This is a genomic window from Dyadobacter luteus, assembly GCF_003383615.1.
Lineage (GTDB): Bacteria > Bacteroidota > Bacteroidia > Cytophagales > Spirosomataceae > Dyadobacter > Dyadobacter luteus.
In genome coordinates this window covers 46,516-64,063 of sequence record NZ_QNUL01000003.1, presented here as the reverse complement: position 1 = coordinate 64,063, position 17,548 = coordinate 46,516, and the positions used below count along the sequence as shown (strand labels likewise).

At 42.8% G+C, this 17,548-nt stretch carries 18 protein-coding genes; 7 read left to right on the top strand and 11 right to left on the bottom strand.

Annotation, left to right across the window (positions count from 1 at the left end; all coding sequences use genetic code 11):
- Positions 1-63: 63 nt before the first annotated feature.
- Both DSL64_RS05380 and DSL64_RS05375 read right to left on the bottom strand, forming a co-directional pair.
- On the bottom strand, positions 64-2,256 hold the full coding sequence (locus DSL64_RS05380; protein ID WP_115829643.1) for a catalase: 2,193 nt from the start codon (positions 2,254-2,256) through the stop codon (positions 64-66).
- 19 nt (positions 2,257-2,275) lie between these two features.
- Complete coding sequence (locus tag DSL64_RS05375; RefSeq protein WP_115829642.1) at positions 2,276-2,827, bottom strand: YciE/YciF ferroxidase family protein; 552 nt, start codon at positions 2,825-2,827, stop codon at positions 2,276-2,278.
- 231 nt (positions 2,828-3,058) lie between these two features.
- Between DSL64_RS05375 and DSL64_RS05370 the strand changes: the two genes are divergently transcribed.
- Complete coding sequence (locus DSL64_RS05370) at positions 3,059-3,451, top strand: hypothetical protein (RefSeq protein WP_115829641.1); 393 nt, start codon at positions 3,059-3,061, stop codon at positions 3,449-3,451.
- A 77-nt stretch (positions 3,452-3,528) separates the two neighbouring features.
- Here the strand turns inward: DSL64_RS05370 and DSL64_RS05365 are convergent, their stop codons facing one another.
- A complete protein-coding gene (locus DSL64_RS05365) occupies positions 3,529-4,008 on the bottom strand; it encodes a response regulator (protein ID WP_115829640.1) in 480 nt (159 codons plus the stop codon).
- A 439-nt stretch (positions 4,009-4,447) separates the two neighbouring features.
- On the opposite strand from DSL64_RS05365, the gene DSL64_RS05360 reads away from it, so the two are divergent.
- Positions 4,448-4,927: a hypothetical protein gene (locus DSL64_RS05360; protein ID WP_229216970.1), complete on the top strand. Its 480-nt coding sequence runs from the start codon at positions 4,448-4,450 to the stop codon at positions 4,925-4,927.
- Positions 4,928-5,024: 97 nt separating this feature from the next.
- On the opposite strand, the gene DSL64_RS05355 is transcribed toward DSL64_RS05360, so the two are convergent.
- From DSL64_RS05355 to DSL64_RS05345, 3 genes are all read right to left on the bottom strand, one after another.
- The gene (locus DSL64_RS05355) at positions 5,025-6,005 is read right to left on the bottom strand and encodes a helix-turn-helix transcriptional regulator (RefSeq protein ID WP_115829639.1); all 981 of its coding nucleotides are present in this window, start codon (positions 6,003-6,005) and stop codon (positions 5,025-5,027) included.
- Positions 5,998-6,594: a YdeI/OmpD-associated family protein gene (locus DSL64_RS05350; protein ID WP_115829638.1), complete on the bottom strand. Its 597-nt coding sequence runs from the start codon at positions 6,592-6,594 to the stop codon at positions 5,998-6,000. Before DSL64_RS05350 ends, DSL64_RS05355 begins: the two co-directional genes overlap by 8 nt.
- Before the next feature lie 98 nt (positions 6,595-6,692).
- On the bottom strand, positions 6,693-7,109 hold the full coding sequence (locus tag DSL64_RS05345) for a DUF1761 domain-containing protein (protein WP_115829637.1): 417 nt from the start codon (positions 7,107-7,109) through the stop codon (positions 6,693-6,695).
- Between the two features lie 234 nt (positions 7,110-7,343).
- On the opposite strand from DSL64_RS05345, the gene DSL64_RS05340 reads away from it, so the two are divergent.
- Positions 7,344-9,071, top strand: coding sequence for a tetratricopeptide repeat protein (locus DSL64_RS05340; RefSeq protein WP_115829636.1), 1,728 nt, complete (start codon positions 7,344-7,346; stop codon positions 9,069-9,071).
- 263 nt (positions 9,072-9,334) lie between these two features.
- On the opposite strand, the gene DSL64_RS05335 is transcribed toward DSL64_RS05340, so the two are convergent.
- Positions 9,335-10,402, bottom strand: a complete 1,068-nt coding sequence (locus tag DSL64_RS05335) for a hypothetical protein (protein WP_115829635.1) — start codon at positions 10,400-10,402, stop codon at positions 9,335-9,337.
- Between the two features lie 548 nt (positions 10,403-10,950).
- Between DSL64_RS05335 and DSL64_RS05330 the strand changes: the two genes are divergently transcribed.
- Positions 10,951-11,451 carry a sigma-70 family RNA polymerase sigma factor gene (locus DSL64_RS05330; RefSeq protein ID WP_158547882.1) on the top strand — a complete coding sequence of 167 codons (501 nt, stop codon included), beginning with the start codon at positions 10,951-10,953 and terminating at the stop codon, positions 11,449-11,451.
- 18 nt (positions 11,452-11,469) lie between these two features.
- On the opposite strand, the gene DSL64_RS05325 is transcribed toward DSL64_RS05330, so the two are convergent.
- Positions 11,470-12,261, bottom strand: a complete 792-nt coding sequence (locus DSL64_RS05325; protein ID WP_229216969.1) for a methyltransferase, TIGR04325 family — start codon at positions 12,259-12,261, stop codon at positions 11,470-11,472.
- A 284-nt stretch (positions 12,262-12,545) separates the two neighbouring features.
- Here DSL64_RS05325 and DSL64_RS05320 point away from each other — a divergent pair, with 284 nt between their 5' ends.
- From DSL64_RS05320 to DSL64_RS05310, 3 genes are read left to right on the top strand one after another with little or no spacing between them, the layout of a single operon-like run.
- Complete coding sequence (locus tag DSL64_RS05320) at positions 12,546-13,535, top strand: glycosyl transferase (protein ID WP_115829633.1); 990 nt, start codon at positions 12,546-12,548, stop codon at positions 13,533-13,535.
- Positions 13,536-13,547: 12 nt separating this feature from the next.
- A complete protein-coding gene (locus DSL64_RS05315) occupies positions 13,548-13,958 on the top strand; it encodes a sugar 3,4-ketoisomerase (RefSeq protein ID WP_115829632.1) in 411 nt (136 codons plus the stop codon).
- A gap of 16 nt (positions 13,959-13,974) precedes the next feature.
- Positions 13,975-14,850 carry a glycosyltransferase family 2 protein gene (locus DSL64_RS05310; protein ID WP_115829631.1) on the top strand — a complete coding sequence of 292 codons (876 nt, stop codon included), beginning with the start codon at positions 13,975-13,977 and terminating at the stop codon, positions 14,848-14,850.
- On the opposite strand, the gene DSL64_RS05305 is transcribed toward DSL64_RS05310, so the two are convergent.
- Genes DSL64_RS05305 through DSL64_RS05295 form a run of 3 tightly spaced genes read right to left on the bottom strand, consistent with a single transcriptional unit; the run spans position 14,847 to position 17,193 of the window.
- Positions 14,847-15,554, bottom strand: coding sequence for a glycosyltransferase (locus DSL64_RS05305; RefSeq protein WP_115829630.1), 708 nt, complete (start codon positions 15,552-15,554; stop codon positions 14,847-14,849). The two genes, DSL64_RS05310 and DSL64_RS05305, sit on opposite strands and share 4 nt — an antisense overlap.
- Before the next feature lie 6 nt (positions 15,555-15,560).
- Entirely contained in the window at positions 15,561-16,412 is an 852-nt protein-coding gene (locus tag DSL64_RS05300) for a glycosyltransferase family 2 protein (RefSeq protein WP_115829629.1), read from the bottom strand.
- The gene (locus DSL64_RS05295) at positions 16,396-17,193 is read right to left on the bottom strand and encodes a glycosyltransferase family 2 protein (RefSeq protein WP_115829628.1); all 798 of its coding nucleotides are present in this window, start codon (positions 17,191-17,193) and stop codon (positions 16,396-16,398) included. Before DSL64_RS05295 ends, DSL64_RS05300 begins: the two co-directional genes overlap by 17 nt.
- Between the last annotated feature and the right edge of the window lie 355 nt (positions 17,194-17,548).

The window sequence follows — 17,548 nt, the reverse complement described above, 5'->3', positions numbered from 1 at the left end:
ATAATAGTAATTGTCAGTGAAACAAAAACTGGTCGCCTTTAAGAAGACGACCAGTTTTTTCGTTTATGCCGGAATTTTTCGGGGCACTTCCCGGTCCCAGAAACGGTGCTGAGCAATCGCTTTCGCAAACAGAGAAGCAAGTTTTCCGGTGTCCTCGTTTACGACAATACCATCAAGCAACACTGATTCTTCGGAAAAGTCTTCCGGTAACTTTCTTGCAAAATAGGTAGCTTCCAAAACCTGAATAGCTCCAAGATCAGCCGCAATCGGTTTGCAATGTTTGAATGCTTCATTCAGGAAATGTACCGCATCAGCTTCAGCCTCTATGGCTGCCACACTATTTGTACCTGAAGGAACATATACCGCATCAAATAACACGGACGCCGCCGTGAGGAAACTGTGCTGTACAGGAATCTGCTCGTCAGACTCAGCGATGACATAGTTTTGTCTTGGTGCAATCATTTCAACAACTGCCCCCTGGCTTTCCAATGCTGATTTAACCGTATTTACAGATTTGGCATTAACCCCGTCCGCGATCAGAAACGCGATTTTTCTTGTCGCAATACTGTCTTTCGGCGTGTTGGCCATGCTGAGGGCGTCGGATATAACTACTTTTCCGTCTTTCATGATCGGATCGTAGTCTGCAGGATCTGCATCTGCCGGGAAGCTCAGGTTCACCGGAAGTTCGGGATCCTCAGGAACAGGCAGCCTCAATGCGAAAGCCACTTCGCTTGCCAGCTTTTTATCAATTAGTGAGAGTATCCCCAGCATACGTGTGCGTATTTCGACTGAATTGACTTTTCCCAATTCGAAACTGAAAGCATCAATCATGTGGTTTTTCTCCGGTTCAGACTGGCTGTTTAAGAATAGCCTAGCCTGACTGAAATGGTCAAGGAAACTTTTACTGCGGGCTCTGATCTTTCTGGCATCAATACGTTCAGGATAAGATGTGAACCCGCCCTCAGAGGCCTTGGCCTGGCGAGGTGAATTGTTGTCTAATTTGTTTGGCCCGTAAGCCACCTTTCCCCGGTTGATCGTCTGGCGCATAAATCCATCGCGCTGGTTGTTATGTACCGGTACGATTGGCCGGTTGATGGGAATCTCCTGAAAATTGGGGCCACCCAATCGGATCAATTGCGTATCTGTATAAGAAAACAAACGGCCCTGTAACAGCGGATCATTCGTGAAGTCAATTCCCGGAACGATGTGTCCGATGTGAAAAGCAGATTGTTCTGTTTCCGCAAAGAAATTCTCCGGATTTCGGTTCAAAGTCAGTTTGCCAACACGCTGCACTGGAACGAGTTCTTCCGGGATGATTTTTGTCGGATCAAGAAGGTCAAAGTCGAATTTGAATTCGTCACTTTCAGGAACGATTTGTAGTCCCAGTTCCCATTCCGGGTAATTCCCACTTTCGATAGCGTCCCACAGATCACGGCGATGAAAATCAGGATCTTTACCGGAAATTTTCTGCGCTTCATCCCATGCAACAGCATGTACGCCAAGCAGCGGCTTCCAGTGGAATTTTACGAAGTGGCTTTCTCCTTCTGCATTGATGAGTCTAAACGTGTGTACCCCGAACCCTTCCATCATTCTGTAGCTTCTGGGAATTCCACGGTCGCTCATCGCCCACATAATCATATGCGCCGATTCCGGCATAACCGAAATAAAATCCCAAAAGGTGTCGTGAGCAGAAGCCGCTTGTGGCATCTCGTTATCCGGTTCCGGTTTCACAGCATGTATCAGATCGGGAAACTTCATAGCATCCTGGATGAAGAATACGGGCATGTTGTTTCCCACCAAGTCAAAATTTCCTTCCTGTGTATAAAATTTTACGGCAAATCCCCGTGCATCGCGGGCGAGATCGGTGGATCCTCTCGACCCGGCAACGGTTGAGAAACGTACAAATACAGGTGTTTCGATTTCTGTATCATTCAGAAACTGCGCCTTTGTGTATTTGTCCAGTGATTCATATACCTTGAAGACACCGTGAGCGCCTGATCCTCTCGCATGCACTACCCGTTCCGGGATTCGTTCATGATCGAAATGGGTAATTTTCTCGCGGAGAATAAAATCTTCCAATAGTGAAGCACCACGCTCGCCAGCCTTCAGCGAGTTTTGGTCATCGTTAATTCTCAGACCTGTATTGGTATTCATCACTTCTCCCGACGAATCTTCCATATTACGGGTCAAATCTTTGATTTTGTCATTTTCAGGCTGTAATTTTTCCTGAATCTGTGGTTTCTGTTCTTTCGCCATACTTTTAAATAATGTTTAATTACGCTTCCTCAGATGCCTCATTTAAGATGTTGCCGGTAGCAATTTTTGTAAGAAGCTGATCCGTTTCCAGCTCTTCATTCAGAGTTTCCTGTAAAATTTTAGCGACTTCAGTATGCCCCAGTGTATGAGCAAGCATAATCAGCCCTGTGTAGGATGCGATTTCGTAGTGCTCCACTTTCTGTGATGATAAAATGATGCCAATGTCGCGGGTCGCCGTGCCTTTGTCCGTACTCTCAATAACTCCTTCTCCTTCTTTGGTGATACCTTCAATCGCATCGCATTTTTTGGCAACTGGATCTTTGCCAAGAATTGAAAAGACCTGCTCCAGACGTTCAACATGAATTTTAGTCTGTTTGAGATGTAAGTTTATTGCATCAGCCAGTTCCGCTGCATATGCAGATTGCGCCATCTTGGGCAGCGTTTTGACCAGATGGTTTTCGGCCCAGAAAATATCCCTTACGCAATCAAGGAATAATTCCTGTAATGCCGGCTCAGCATTAGGTTGGGTACCGGATTTAAATTTGGGATCTGAGTTTGTGTCGTTTTCCATAGTGATTTATTTTTTGGTCGAGCCATTATAACAAAAGTTGTTCCAGCACAAATCGGAGAAAAACTGACTCATATTTTCAAGTAGCCATCCAGATACTTATTAATAGGAATAGTGCTTAAAATTTGATGGCGAAAAACTATGGGACAGTGGCTCTGGCTTAGAAATTGCTATTAAAATGCGATTAAAGAAGCTTGCTGAATTGTAAGACTACCACCACAACTCTTAAAACAAATGAAGACCCTTGTATTTTCAAGTAAAGTATTACTGGATGGAAAACCTGCAGGATTTTCAGGTCAGTTTAAAATGCTCCACACAGAATCAGGCAACATGTATGTTTATAAAGTACATGTCTCCAGACAGTCCTATTCGGGCTCGCATCTACCGGGTACAGGAAGCGCAGAGCAGGATCAGGCATGGTGGAGAAGTATGTTTTATGCGCTGGTAGCTTTCCTGGAAAACTATAACCGGATACATGGAGAGCTGCCCTCTGATAAAAACACCTTTCACGACGGGCGGTTTTATACACCAGACCATGATATGTTCGGCGAGAAAATACGCTTTCGCGTGGAATATAGAAAGCAGCGCGATTTAAATGATAAGGAGCTCATACTGCAGGATAGCTAGTGCAGGAATAAAGCTTCATACAACAAGACAGGCAATGGTATTGTTGTATGAAGCTCCCCTGATAAGCTGCATGACCTTTAAATCCAACCGGGCTGCTGTGTATTGTTATTCTCCGGTGGTGTCTGCGGGTTATGTTCTAACCATTGGTTGCACAGCGTTTCTAGTATGTTTCGTAATTGATCTGGCTCCGAAGGGCGAAGAAAGAAAGAATTGGCTCCGGCCTGGTAACAGCGGTCTACATCTTCCTGGCTTTCGGATTCTCCAAACATGACGACAGGTATGGTTTTCCAGTCGGTTGAAGAGTTGGACGGTGTTTGTCTTATAAGCTTCAGTAGTTCGTATCCGTTCAGGCTGGGCAGATTTATATTCATGATAATCAGAGATGGGAGCTTCCCTGTATAGCTGTCTGAAGATTGCATAACCATATATTGATACAGTTCGCTACCCCCCTGAAAGCTTCTTACACTGTAACGTGGCAAAAACTCTTTAAAAATTGTTCTTACAAGCTGCCTGAATTCCGGGGAGCCCTCTACATGAAAAATTTCTTTGCTGCTCATTTAGATCTGATTTAGGAATTGAATGAACCTGATAGTTCAAGGAATTTTTAACGGCCTGGTTGCATCAATGCGGAGCAAACTGCAATGGTCTTGCGAATCCATCGTGGCGGATTATGCAGCTGCTTAACTTTTACGCTTTGATAGGCCAATTGCAAACAAATCCATGCCTGAGTTCATGTTTAAAGTAACGGGCAATTATTTCCCTTTTCTGATCTACACATTTTAAGCTATTGTTAAAGGAGTATATATGTAACGTGCTATAAACAAGTAGGTTGTAGTCTCTGTGGTTGTAGAGATAGTTTAAGCCGGCTCAGCGCATCAGGAGAGATTCGGGACATTTTTCATCAGGAATAATTTTTATAGTTATTTCAGGCCAGAGGCGGTGATGTATCCGTAGATATACCAACTTCCTGATGGAACCAATATTTACAGCTTAACAATGATGATGATGAACAACGGGGGAGAAATAGTGGGATGCATAGCCAGAATCTGGCGGATGTACAAAAAGCAGGAATTATTATTGCGCTCTGTAATGAGTCTGGATACATCCTATAAGCTGCGTAAGATATGCAGTCATGGTTACCTGACGACTGTGCTCTTCAAGAAAGATGTTGGCAATATTTATGATTCGATGAAGAGCAGTCTCGACGACGGAGAGCTGGGCAGTATCACTGTGAGCGGTCCGGATAAAGATCAGATATCGAAAGACCAAAGAATGATTTTCTCTGAGATAGCCATGCGCCACGAGTCCCTTCTCAGAGAGTACAACCATCTTTTGGGTGTGGTAGACGATGATGGGGAAATCTCAGTTTCCTGCCGCGGACATATTGATAAACTGACAATATTAAGGGATTCTCTGGTGAAAGAATTGGAAAAGATGCCGAAACTGGATGAAAAAGAGCTGGTGTCAGTGGCCTGATCTTCTCTTCTCCAAGTGGTTTGTAACTCTCTGGTTTTTATGACCTGGAAAGTTTCCTGCAAGACTAAATGAAGCAGGGGCGTTAGATGTACAAAAATCACCCTTCATTATATCCAAAAGCATGGAAAGCCTGTTCTGCCAGTAGTTTTAGCTGATGCTTTAACTCGACAGGTTCAATAATCTTCACATATCCTGCAAAAGTCAGCATCCACCTGGCTATATAATGCAGATCTCCAACCATAAATATCATTTCTGATTCGTGTTTGGAAAGTTTTTTTTGATCTGAGAAACCATACAAAAGTTTGCTGTCGTTGAACTGCTGATATAATGGGCGGGGGATTTGCTCTGTCAGGATGATAACTGTTACTTTTTGTTTCGTTCTTCTTTTAAGCTCCTGGTCCCAGTACCTTTGTAATGTTTCAGTTCGGACAGGGAATGTATCGGAAGACACCATTGTATCCTTGATCCTATCCAGCCGGAAATCACGAAAATCATTTCTTAAACGACAAAAAGCAACAACGTGCCAATGCTGGCTGAGGTACAACCCAATGGGCTCGATAATTCGGTTTATTACTGAGTTCGCATCCGCAGACTGATAACTGATATGCACCAGGTAATGCGCGGAGATCGCACCGAGCAATGCCTGATAGGTATTATCGCCGGACATGCCATGTTGAACGTCCAATACCTGAATCCGGGATGTCATACTTTCAATATGGTCCCGGCCTGTATATTTCAAGGCAGCGCGAAGTTTATCCATGGCTGCTCTGATCAGCTCCGCAGTCTTTACATCCGTCCGCTTTGATGCCAGTTTTTCTGCAGTAAGTAAAGAAAGCGCTTCCTGCTGCGTAAACATCACCGGTGGAATTCTGTAACCTTCAAGCAGGGCGTAACCCTTCCCATCAATCGTCATAACAGGCACACCGGCACTTTCGAGTGTTTTGATATCCCGGTAAATGGTGCGTGTACTTACACCAAACCGCAAGGCCAGTTCAGTAGCAGTAAGCGTACGTTTTGTTTGCAGCAGCGTTGTCAGGCTCACTAATCTGGCAAGTCTGCTTACTTCAGTGTCATTCATTTTTTGCCCAGGCTACAGCTTTTGGTCTTACTTGTTTTGCTGCGCAGTCAACAATTTCTATAATCCGTTTACTGCGGGTCTGATCTTTTCTTGCCATTGTGAGCCATTGCAACAAGCTGCGTTTCGCAGAATTACTCATTTGGTGAAAGAAAATTCTGGCAGGTTCATTTTGGCCGAGTGCTGATTCCAGATCCGCCGGTAGCAGCAGGTTGTCAACGTCATTTAGTTTGTCCCAATATCCATTGCTTTTGGCTGTTTCCGTAGCTGACAAGCCGGCGGGCATCATCAGATTTGACTCAATCAACTTTGCTACCTTTTCTTTATTGATTGCGGACCAGACGCTTTTAGGTTTCCGCCTGGTAAACAAGCGCATGAATTTTTCTTCATCTATCGGCCTCACCAGACTGTCGATCCAGCCAAAACATAAAGCCTGGTCAACGGTATCACTCCAGCTCACGGTAGGTAGGCCAGTATGCTTTTTAAAGTAGATAAGCCACACAGATTCTGCCTTCAGGTGATTTTGTTGCAGCCAAGCGCGCCATTCTTCTTTGCTTCGCGGAGTAAAAGTTGCAATTTGTTTTTCCGGCATAATCTATTCTGTTTAACTCAAAAATACCATTAAATCTGAAGAGTTAGCGGCAAATGAGAAACTCTGTCGCTTCATAAGAATCATTTGCCGCTCCCGGATTATTTCATCAAAACCAGAATGATACAAACGATGGTAATTCCGGTCATATGGTAAGCTCCGGAAATAAGCCCATACAAAAGCGGCCGGGGGATATTTGGGTTAATGGCAATATTGACCGTATTCGCAACCAGATATCCGGCACCGATAATAGTGGCAAGAATCAAAGCATCGTTAAGCGTGCTAATCTGCAGCGCATAGAGCAATACTGCGGTTGCTATGGTTATTACCAAACAACATAGCGCCGGACCAAATATAAAGATAAGCTCAGGCTTTTGCTGAGGCTGCATTGCTTTTCCCAGCGACAAATGATACGATCTTGGAAATAGCAAAGTAAACCACAATGCGCCGAGCATGAAGTAGGGAATGAATGCGCACAACACGCTCAGCCAATTGATTTGAACAAATACATTAAACATTTCTTTTTTTGTTTTTGGGTGATAACTCTCTTACATCACAAAACAAGCCCAGGCTTGTGACAGCCTTATGTCATACCCTCGGGGAATATTTTTCAATTCGTAAATTTTTTTGAAACTGATGCAGGGTTAGAGATGAGTTGTCGTACAGTACTGTACATGGCTAGTGACCGGTTTACATCACCGGTGCTGCTAACCAGTCAAGGCAATTATATCTGTTCCAAAATCTGTTAATCTATGAAGTTTCTGTTTTTATTATTTTCAATGGTCTCCGTGTCGGTATTTGCACAGCGTGAAGGGCGAAAGGAAGCTGCCGCAAGTCATGACCATGCCAGTCACGTTGACGAAAATGAGTTTGCACACAATCACCTGGATCATATTCAGGCCTACAGAAAGGAAACGGCTTATGTTCATAATCTACCGCCGGCGCAGTTCCTTGAAGGCGTGGGGAGTTCAGATCTTAAAATAACAACGAGCTCGCCGCTTACGCAGCGTTATTTTGGTCAGGGAGTGGCGCTACTGCACGACTTCTGGGATTTTGAAGCATACAGATCTTTCAAAGAAGCAATCAAAAATGATTCTGCTGCGCTGATGCCATATTGGGGATTGTACAGTGCGATCGGTGCGACAGAAGGACCCGACTTTGACGAAGATAAAAAGTTGGCTGTCAGAAAACTCAAACAGCTGAAAGCGGCTGCCAACGAAAAAGAGAGATTGTACGCAGAGGCGATCTTGCTGAGAGATGCGGCAGGAGAAAACAGCAAAAAAGCATATCAGCAAAAGCTTGAAATAATTGTCCATAAATATCCGGAAGATGTGGATGCAAAGCTGTTTCTGGCACTAAGTAAGATGACCGGATACGACGTAGAGCTTAATCCCAGAGATGGCCAGATTTACAGCGAATTCCTGCTGCGTGATGTTTTGACAAAGTATCCTGATCACGCAGGAGCACATCATTATTGGATACATCTGATGGAGAATTGCTGCCCGGGAGAAGCTTTAAAAAGCTCTGAAGCGATTACAAGTCTTACGCCGGGTGCAGCACATATGGTCCATATGCCAGGGCACGTATATTACAAGTTGGGGCAGTACCAAAAAGCGCATGAAGCCTTTGTGAGAGCTGTTGCGGTGGACTCTATCTATATGGCAAAGCAGGGGATTCCTGAGGTAGATACCTGGAACTACATTCACAACATCAACTATCTGCTATCCAATTGCGCAGAGGATGGCCGCTATAAAACGGCGCTTTATTATGCTGAAAAATTACAGAAGATGCCTGTGACCAAAGAGCGTAAGGCGAAGTACGAAGGCCGTTTTTTCTATCAGGGCATTATCGCTCCGGCTAAAATGGAACTGTGCTTTGGTAACTACCGCAAAGCTGCTGACAGACTGAAGCTGATTAATGATAAGGACAGCGTTTTCACAGGAAAAGCAATTGCCTATAAGGATGGTCTGTATTTGTTTGCACTTGGAATGGACGCTGTAAAACGTGGTAAGGCTGATGAAGCGCTGAAATTCTCAGATGCGCTCGATGCTCATTTGTACCGCAACAGCACACAGGCAGACAAGGCGGATCTGATAGCAGCCCGCCGTCTGACTGATCTTAATGTGGCATCACTGGAACTACAGGGATTGATCAAAAACCTTCAAAACAAGTATGATGAAGCGGTTGCATTGCTGGTAAAGGCGAAGCAAAAAGAGCACGACATGGGTTACAGCGAACCGCCTTCCTACGCAAGACCTGTTTTGATCAGCCTGGCTGAGGTGCATTTGCAGGCGGGGAAGTACAGCCTTGCCCAAAAAGCTTACGAAGAGCTTGCTAAAAAGAAGCCAAACAGCGCCAATGCTTTGTGGGGGCTTTACAAAGTTTTCAAGAAAAAAGGGGATGTACAGAAAGCCAAAGCCTATGCGCAGCAACTGAAAACGGTAGTAAGTCCTGGTGATTCGGAGCTCTATCCGATATGAATAAGTTAAAGGCAGACAGTGGCCATAAAAACTGGTTATTCTTCTGTTTTGAAAAGCGATAACGATTCCTTCAAAATTGGCGATTTTCAAAGGTAAAGTAAAGTCTTTTTGTTATGAAATTATTTGCTACAATAAGTTGAGGTGATTTTGAGTGACAAAAAAGGAAGCTTTTAATTCCTGCGAGGAAAGTGTGCCTTTGTAATAACCATTATATTAAAAGCCTGCACAATGAAAATACAGGCTTTTAATATAATGGTTAAGTTTTACCAGGTCCAAGATCGAGTCCAGTCGTTAGCTGCAACATCACCAGTGATTCTGTGTTTGATAGTGCCGCTTCCTTCAAGATACCACAAACTTGAATTATGTGTACCATAAACGTCGACATACGTAAGGTCAGCCATCGGGAGAAAATAGTCACCCGAAGTATATATAGTCACAGGAACTACACTGACACAGCAAGGTGGGCCAACTGTTCCAGATCCAAAGACGGGAGCAGTACTCGGATTTGGACCGAACTTCAGTTGCCAGCTGAAATGAGGGGTTAATTCGCGTGCAATAGTTGTATTATTCCATCTTCTACCTGACTTTGAGAATAGACGAATAAGAAACGTTACAGAGATATCATGTCTGTCATACCAATTTGGATCACTTGGATTATTAGGATTTCTGGCTGTGCCTAAATAAGCCTGTCTGCTATATATTTCATCAATCCATTTTCTATCTCCGCTTGTAGGGCTGACCTGATAAAATTCTCGCTGCCCGCCACCTACCAAATCTTGCCAAGGGCCAAAGTCGGCCCTGGCATTTGGACTATCTGAAGACAGTACTTTGGTGAATTTTCCATATTTAAACACTGATACTTTTTTATTATCGATGTTCTCTTCGTCCCCCCAATTGATCTCGTTTTTTTTCGCTTCCTCAATAGCATACTGATTCCTCTGGCCAAATCTTACATATTCTTTACCAACAACGTAAGCTGCGTCATTATTCAGAATGAAAGGATATGCGGGAGCAAGGTTTTCAAGAATTTCTTTTTTCTGACCTGAAATTGTTTGTTTATCCAACTGGCTTACAAGTAAGTTGTTACCTGTTTGATCACGAACAGATTGTTGAAAGGACGTATCTTCCGTAATCTTCTTTTTAAAAGCGATAAGCACATCCGTGTTTTCAAAATCCAGAATGCCATCTCTTAGTATTACACTTCCTTCAACTGATTTGAAGATAGTACCGTTACTTTGTAATAGTTGATTTTCAGTTGTGAGCTTATCCTCCTGACAAGAAAGGGTCATAGCTCCCAAAAGAGCTACTGCGGCAAATAGTGTTACTCTCATGATTCCATATTAGTTGAAAGATTATTTAATTAATAGCCCAAAGAAAGATAACTATTTCTACTACTCATCATTAATTATTTTAATTTTCATGTATTTATTAATATGCTCCAGTGTTTGTTTTGGATATATTTTAATCATTAAGTTAATATATTCATGAATAGTAGGTGCTTCTTGTATGTTAGTTATAGTTGGCATAGAATAAACTCTGTTTACTGATTATTAAATAGAGAAGAAGCACATCATTGTTTTCTATTTGATGAAAATGGCTAGTTCCCCAAAGAAGAAATTAATTGTAAGTGACATGAGTTGGAGTTGCTGAGTGACAAAAAAATCTAAGGTCCATTAGAAGTATATATGTAGCTAGTCAGGCAAAAAACCATACTCTTGTTGGTTTTATGATGCATAATACTTTATTTTGTCTATTGATTATATAGAGTATTGTAGAATGTTTAAATAAGCCTCGAATAAAAGGAATCTGTTCTAGTTATGTTATCGAATTGATGGAAATACATCCAAATGGTGATTTATTATGTGCGGCATTTCTCAGAATGCAAAAAGTACAAGCTTTTAATGAAAAAGAGTTTGTGGATGTATACAGCCGGCACCATAGGCAGCTGCAGCATATCGTTTTTGGTTTTGCCAAAGACAGTTTGATAGCTGAAGATATCGTACAGGACGTATTTATGAGTGTATGGGAAAGAAGAGGTAAAATGCATATTGATTCACTGCCGGCCTACCTGATCCGCTCTGTTAAATTGGCTGTTTTCAAATCTGTAGCGGCAAATAAGCTACACCAAAAACTGATTGCACAGCACCACCGGCCAGAAACAATTCAGTGGGATGAGCAGGTGATCTATGCCAGATTTCTTGAAGAGTATTTGTCAGCTGTTGCAGAGCAGCTACCAGAGAAATGCAGAATGGTATTTAAATACAGCCGTCAGCAAGGACTTACCATTGCCGAAATTGCAGTGATCATGTGTTTGTCATCCAAAACAGTGGAGGCACATTTGACCAGAGCCTTACGTACCTTGAGACTCTCCTTAGCGTAATCCCCTGAACTTTACCTATCAGCTTTTTCTGATCAGAAAAAAACCTTTGTCATAACCCTGTTTGCTACCGTCAATTTCCATTTCTTCTTCTCCTGGAACGGAAGATTCAAACTCCGTTTTGATCTGGTAATGCTTGAAATGAGCCACAAAATTTTTCTCATTAAAAAACCAGGCGGGATATTGTGCTGTGTAAATGTGAGGAGGGACGATTTGTAGGGTCAACCGGTCCGCCCGTTCTCCTTTTACAAATGCAGTCCGGTCAATAATAATGAATTTAAAACCATAATCTTGTATCTCTTTGAGGAATGCATGTGGATCCGGAAGGTATTGAACCACACTGGAAAGCAACAGAATGTCGGCTTTCTTTGCCTTAAGGCTTTCCGCTATGGTGAAGTGAAATTGAAGCGTCTCATCCTGAAAGTGTTCCTGCCCGCATTTGATATAGGCATTCTGCTCTATCACACTCCAGTTGATTGAGACAGAGGGTGGGATCAGGTCTCTTACCTGGTAATAGGTACTACCCAGAGATCCGCCGAAATCGATGACATTCAAAGAGCCTCCACATTCTGCTGCTGCGTAAAGCAGGGCGGTAATCACAGAGTAGGGGTAAAGCTTTTTATCAAAAAGAACGGAGTCACGCTCGTAAACAGCTTCGCCATTTCTCACTTTTAACAATGCGTGCTTTGTTATGTCAAGTATAGACTGCTCTTCATAACCTCCGGTCAGCGCTTTGAGCTCATCCCAGTTTTTATAGTCACCAAACCAGCCAAACTTATTTTTTCTCTCCTTCTTGAATCCAAACAAAGACATAACGCATGATAAAAATACGTTGCAATTTAGTGCTTTATTTTTCCAAATCGCCATCCGTTTTCGGTTATATGATTTGAGAAATTATCTGCAATTCAATCGAAAATGTAGTTTTCTGGTCTGGTGCTCGGGATGTGGAAAATGGCACAAATTGAATGGAAAAGCATGGCTAAAAAATCTACTCTTTTTGTGTTTAAAATTTTTTTCGAAGGAAAGAATCAAATGACTGATTATTGACTGATATTTGTGTTAAAGTTACAAGCCCCTAATAAGTGTAATCGTTTTTCATGCAGTATTTTTGCACGCTGTTCAACTCATTCTACCTTTCGCGTGGGTTGGCGATGTACAATTCTTTAGTTAGACAAACGTCTGACTTTCATTTGTTTATTTTTGCCTTTGATCAGCCTTCCTGTGAGCTGCTCAAAGGGATGGATTTGCCGTCTGCGACGATTATTTCTCTGCAGGAATTTGAAACAGAAGAATTACTTTCGGTAAAAGATAGCCGCACTGTCGGGGAGTACTGCTGGACTTGTACATCGTTTACGATCTGGCATTGTATTCATCACTACAATTTGGATCATTGTACGTATCTGGATGCGGATTTACTCTTCTTTTCTGACCCGAAAGTATTGACAGATGAAATGGGCGAAAACGATGTGCTGATCACCCGCCATAACTATAGTAAGGAATATGATCAGTCTGAGCTTAGCGGAATTTACTGCGTTCAGTTTTTGACTTTTAAAAACACTGTTCGTGGCCTGAAAGCACTTGACTGGTGGTGTAAGGTTTGTCTTGACTGGTGTTACAGCCGATTTGAAGATGGTAAGTTCGGAGATCAGAAATACCTGGACGACTGGACGGAAAGATTTGAAGGGGTTCATGTGTTGGAGAATTATGGAGGAGGAGTAGCTCCCTGGAATTCAAAAGATTATAAGTTTCAGGATGCGGGTGGTCGTGTCATAATTCAAAGTGAAAGAGAGCAAAAAACAGAACTTGTTTTTTACCATTTTCATGATTTCAGATATTGTGAAAACGGCAATTTCAGGTTGACGGCGGAACAATACCTGCTGAATGGAGATGTTGTCCGAAATGTATACCAACCCTATGCGAAAGGCTTGAAACAGGCTGAGCAACAAGTCACACAGTTCGATCCGAAAGCTGTATATCATGAACGACTGCTACCAATGAAATGGATATATGTGAGCCTGTCGCGTAGAATTCGTTTTATGGTGAGTGGAGCGCATAAAAATTACGCTAAAAAAAGTTATTTACTATAAATAGTACACCAATTGGCTCACGTAATCAACCTGAAAACCTTCACAGATATCAGAGGTAACCTCACTGTGATAGAGCGTATTATCCCTTTTGATATCAAAAGGATATTTTACATCTACGGCGTCGATGATTCTGTACGGGGTGGGCACAGACACCATAAGACAGTGCAGGCGGCGATTTGTCTGACAGGCAGCTGTAAAATCGTCAATGACAATGGGTTAGAGCAGCAGGAGTTTATCCTGGACTCGGCAGATCAGTGTCTGGTATTGAATCCCGAAGACTGGCATCAAATGCTTGAATTCACTCCTGACGCCATTCTGATGGTACTCGCTTCTGAATATTTTGATGAGGCGGATTATATCTACGAACCGTACCCAACTACCATAGCTTTTCTGCCGGAAGCTTCATTGCGGGTCGCTATTTAAATTGTTTTGGAGTGTGATGCGTGCAGATTATCCTAAAATAACTATCGTTACTGCTTCTTTTAACCAGGGTAAATATCTGGAGGATACGATATTGTCAGTTTTGAGTCAGGGATATCCTAACCTTGAATACATCATCATTGACGGAGGCAGTACGGATGAATCGGTACATATTATCAAAAAGTACGAGCACCAGCTTTCTTATTGGGTAAGTGAATCAGATAATGGCTTATATTATGCTATTCAGAAAGGCTTTAAACGGTCTACGGGCGATATCATGGCGTGGCTGAATGCAGACGACCTCTTGCATCGGAAAAGTCTTTTTCAAGTAGCCAATATATTTGCAAAGTATGCTGATATAAAGTGGATTATGGGTAGTAATACCTATTTTGATGAGTCTGGTTTTCCATTTGTATTCGAAGCGCAACCTTATGCGCAAAGGTGGTCCAGAAAGCGATTGCTGTTGGGAGATGGTTATTTTGTTCAGCAGGAATCGGTATTCTGGCGGAGGGAACTTTGGTCGCAGGCGGGAGGTCAGCTCAGCGAATCTTTTTCCCTTGCAGCTGATCTGGAACTGTGGCTCCGGTTTTCCAGGTATGCAAAGCTGTATTCTACTTCCTACATGTTAGCCGGATTTCGTTTACGTTCTGAAAATCAGAAGAGTTATACGCAACGGGATGAGTATTTGGATCAGGTTCAACAATTGCTGGAAGAGGAAAGGAGAAGAGCCGATGGCATCAGATACGTGTTTGTATATAAACTTTTGCTGAATTGTTTTCGGCTTTTGCCTAAACGAAAATGGCAGGATAGACTTTCAGCTGGTTTACTGGCTCTTCCACCTAAAATCGTGTTTGATAGAACCAATGTATTAATGCTTAGTTATAATCCTTCTTAATGTTTCAAGAGTTTAGCTTTCAGTGTTTTGAATAAAAATCTGAAATAGATGCCCCATCCGTAGTTTTGCAGAATAAGGTTTGCTTTCCTCTTTTCGAAAAGCTGATCTTTCTTAAGTGAGGATACGCCGGTATCATTAAAGACAGCGATCGTAAAATTCTGAAATTCAAAATGGTATAGAGGATCTTTGTGCAATTCCATATTAAGTACATGGTCTGCGGAAATGGTGTATTGCGTGTCGTAACGTTTTTTTGCAAATACTTGTGCAGGGTAAATCATCGCCTGGTGATTGATTCCAGTCTTAGCCTGGTGATAGGGTGACAGCTTACCGAGATACTTTTTGCCTGATTTCCAGACGCTTCCGTAGTAAATTGTTGCCGGGTCGTTTAATTGCTGCGCTAACGCAGAAAATTCCGGGGTTAACACATCATCAACTCCAATAAAATAGACCCATTGCCCTTTTACATAATTCAGGGCTTTGTTCATCGCATCGTATATCCCATTGTCTTTTTCACTTATCCAGAATGCAATCCGGGCAGCATTTTTCTGTATAATAGTAACAGTTCTATCTTTGCTGTCACCATCAATTAGTATAATTTCGATCTGCGTATATTGTTGTGCGTATATACTTTCCAGGCACCTTTGCAGGAGCGCTTCAGCATTATAGCTAACTATTACAACCGATATCAGACTTTGGTTATTCATTTAGCGCTATGCAACTGCCAGTTCAATTCTGTTTTCAGCAGCATAAGTGAAAGTTTCCACATACTGGCTTACACCATGCTGACAGTACACGGACTTTTGTTCCAATGCCTGCAGTAGATACTGCTCATTTTCTTTGCATCCCGACCTGTCGGCTTCTTTATGGTGGATATGAAACACAATTCCTCCGAATTTAATAGCACGTTTGCTTATGCCCGAGTTCATCAGGCGTACAGCAATTTCGTTGTCCTCACGTCCCCATCCCTGAAAGTGTTCATTGTATCCGTTTACGCGAATCAGGTCTTCACGCCAGAATGCCATATTACATCCGCGCAGCGCATAAATATTGCCAGGCTTGTAACGGTCGGCCATATAGCGGCTCAGCCAGTTAATATTCACACGGTTGCAGAAATTTCCCAGTCCGGACTGAAATGTGGCTATTTTAGGGCACTGCTTCAGAAGCATTTTTTGAGAAAGTTCGGCATTCATCATCACCCGGCTTCCGGCAACAAAACTTCCTCGTCTGCTTATTTCGAGATGATCTTTAATGAAGTGCTGATGCAAAACAAGGTCGCCGTCAATCTGAATGACGTAATCGCCTGTGCTTGCAGCAATAGCTTTGTTACGAATTTTAGAAAGCTGGAAACCATCATCCTCATGCCAGATATGAACCAGCGGAACAGGTAGCATCGCACGCATCGATTCGATAACCTGGAATGTCTGAGAGGTTGAGCCGTCGTCTGCGATAATTACCTCATAAGGCAGTAACGACTGTTGTTGTACGCTCAGCAAACAAAGGCGCAGCGCCTCAGGCCAGTTATATGTTGAAATGATAAGGGAAATTTTAGTAAAGTTTTTCATATCCGTCTATGCAGTTTTTGATTTTGGAGGTAAGCGTCTGGTCAATCACTTCCCGGTGAAGACCTTCGTTCGGTTTGGGTAATTCCTGGTGGTGCAGATGAAACTGAACAGCGCCGAGCTTTACAATTTTTTTACAAATACCATTATTGATAAACCTTGCTGCGAGCTCCTCATCTTCGTGTCCCCATCCATTGAGTTCGTTGTTATAACCATTGACTCTGATGAAATCGGCTTTCCAGAACGCCAGATTACTTCCCCGAACACTCCTGCTTTTCATTTCTTTTCGTTGCCCCAGTTGCTGAAAAAACGGCATTCTGACCGCATTCAGCCGGTTGTGAACTCCATTGGAATAAAATCCGATTTTGGTGTTCTGGCTTCGAAGTGTATCCAGTGTTTTGGTTGGCGTAAGCCTGGCGCGGCTCCCGCGAACGAACACACCACTCTCTGCTGCAGATAGATGATCGGCAATAAAAGAGGGGTGGAGTATCACATCTCCATCCACCTGAACCACATAATCTGCAGAGCACTGACTGACCGCTTTGTTGAGAATCTGCGTTTTGCGAAAACCATCGTCTTCCTGCCATACATGCAATACCTGTATGGGAAGAAATTTGCGCATCTTGTTTATCACAGTCCATGTACGCACGTCTGAGCCATCATCTGCAATAATCACTTCTGTCGGTAGCAGAGTCTGCCTTGCTACGCTCAAAAGACAACAATGCAAAGCCTCGGGCCAGTTGTAGGTGGCAATAATAAGGGCTGTTGCCGGTACAAAATTCATCGGATTAATCAGTTATCTGATGATGATGTTTCCAACACAGACGTCAGTTAAGAGAGACAGGTGTAATGATCGGATATAACTCACCAGCATCAGTAATCAGAAAACTCTGACGACAAAGCAGGAGAAGTTAATATGGAGAGCACTATAACTTATTCAGAAACCAGCGGTACTGCATCGGGAAAACACGTGATCAGGCCAATAAAATTTTGTGATGAACAGAATAAAACCCGGACGGGACTGACCGCTTTTGGGATGGCGGTAAACCAAAGAAAGTGATACGAATAGAGGACATCTGTTATGTTTTGTTAGGGATAAATTGTTGTTATGTCATAGACGCCATAAATATCGAAAAAGT

Excerpts from the sequence above, each read along its gene's own strand:
- DSL64_RS05320 (WP_115829633.1), top strand. The coding sequence starts at position 12,546 with ATGCAGTATTTTTGCACGCTGTTCAACTCATTCTACCTTTCGCGTGGG.
- DSL64_RS05375 (WP_115829642.1), bottom strand. The coding sequence starts at position 2,827 with ATGGAAAACGACACAAACTCAGATCCCAAATTTAAATCCGGTACCCAA.
- DSL64_RS05330 (WP_158547882.1), top strand. The coding sequence starts at position 10,951 with ATGCAAAAAGTACAAGCTTTTAATGAAAAAGAGTTTGTGGATGTATAC.
- DSL64_RS05380 (WP_115829643.1), bottom strand. The coding sequence starts at position 2,256 with ATGGCGAAAGAACAGAAACCACAGATTCAGGAAAAATTACAGCCTGAA.
- DSL64_RS05325 (WP_229216969.1), bottom strand. The coding sequence starts at position 12,261 with ATGTCTTTGTTTGGATTCAAGAAGGAGAGAAAAAATAAGTTTGGCTGG.
- DSL64_RS05350 (WP_115829638.1), bottom strand. The coding sequence starts at position 6,594 with ATGCCGGAAAAACAAATTGCAACTTTTACTCCGCGAAGCAAAGAAGAA.
- DSL64_RS05340 (WP_115829636.1), top strand. The coding sequence starts at position 7,344 with ATGAAGTTTCTGTTTTTATTATTTTCAATGGTCTCCGTGTCGGTATTT.
- DSL64_RS05305 (WP_115829630.1), bottom strand. The coding sequence starts at position 15,554 with ATGAATAACCAAAGTCTGATATCGGTTGTAATAGTTAGCTATAATGCT.
- DSL64_RS05360 (WP_229216970.1), top strand. The coding sequence starts at position 4,448 with ATGATGATGATGAACAACGGGGGAGAAATAGTGGGATGCATAGCCAGA.
- DSL64_RS05365 (WP_115829640.1), bottom strand. The coding sequence starts at position 4,008 with ATGAGCAGCAAAGAAATTTTTCATGTAGAGGGCTCCCCGGAATTCAGG.
- DSL64_RS05300 (WP_115829629.1), bottom strand. The coding sequence starts at position 16,412 with ATGAAAAACTTTACTAAAATTTCCCTTATCATTTCAACATATAACTGG.
- DSL64_RS05335 (WP_115829635.1), bottom strand. The coding sequence starts at position 10,402 with ATGAGAGTAACACTATTTGCCGCAGTAGCTCTTTTGGGAGCTATGACC.
- DSL64_RS05345 (WP_115829637.1), bottom strand. The coding sequence starts at position 7,109 with ATGTTTAATGTATTTGTTCAAATCAATTGGCTGAGCGTGTTGTGCGCA.
- DSL64_RS05295 (WP_115829628.1), bottom strand. The coding sequence starts at position 17,193 with ATGAATTTTGTACCGGCAACAGCCCTTATTATTGCCACCTACAACTGG.
- DSL64_RS05310 (WP_115829631.1), top strand. The coding sequence starts at position 13,975 with ATGCGTGCAGATTATCCTAAAATAACTATCGTTACTGCTTCTTTTAAC.
- DSL64_RS05355 (WP_115829639.1), bottom strand. The coding sequence starts at position 6,005 with ATGAATGACACTGAAGTAAGCAGACTTGCCAGATTAGTGAGCCTGACA.
- DSL64_RS05370 (WP_115829641.1), top strand. The coding sequence starts at position 3,059 with ATGAAGACCCTTGTATTTTCAAGTAAAGTATTACTGGATGGAAAACCT.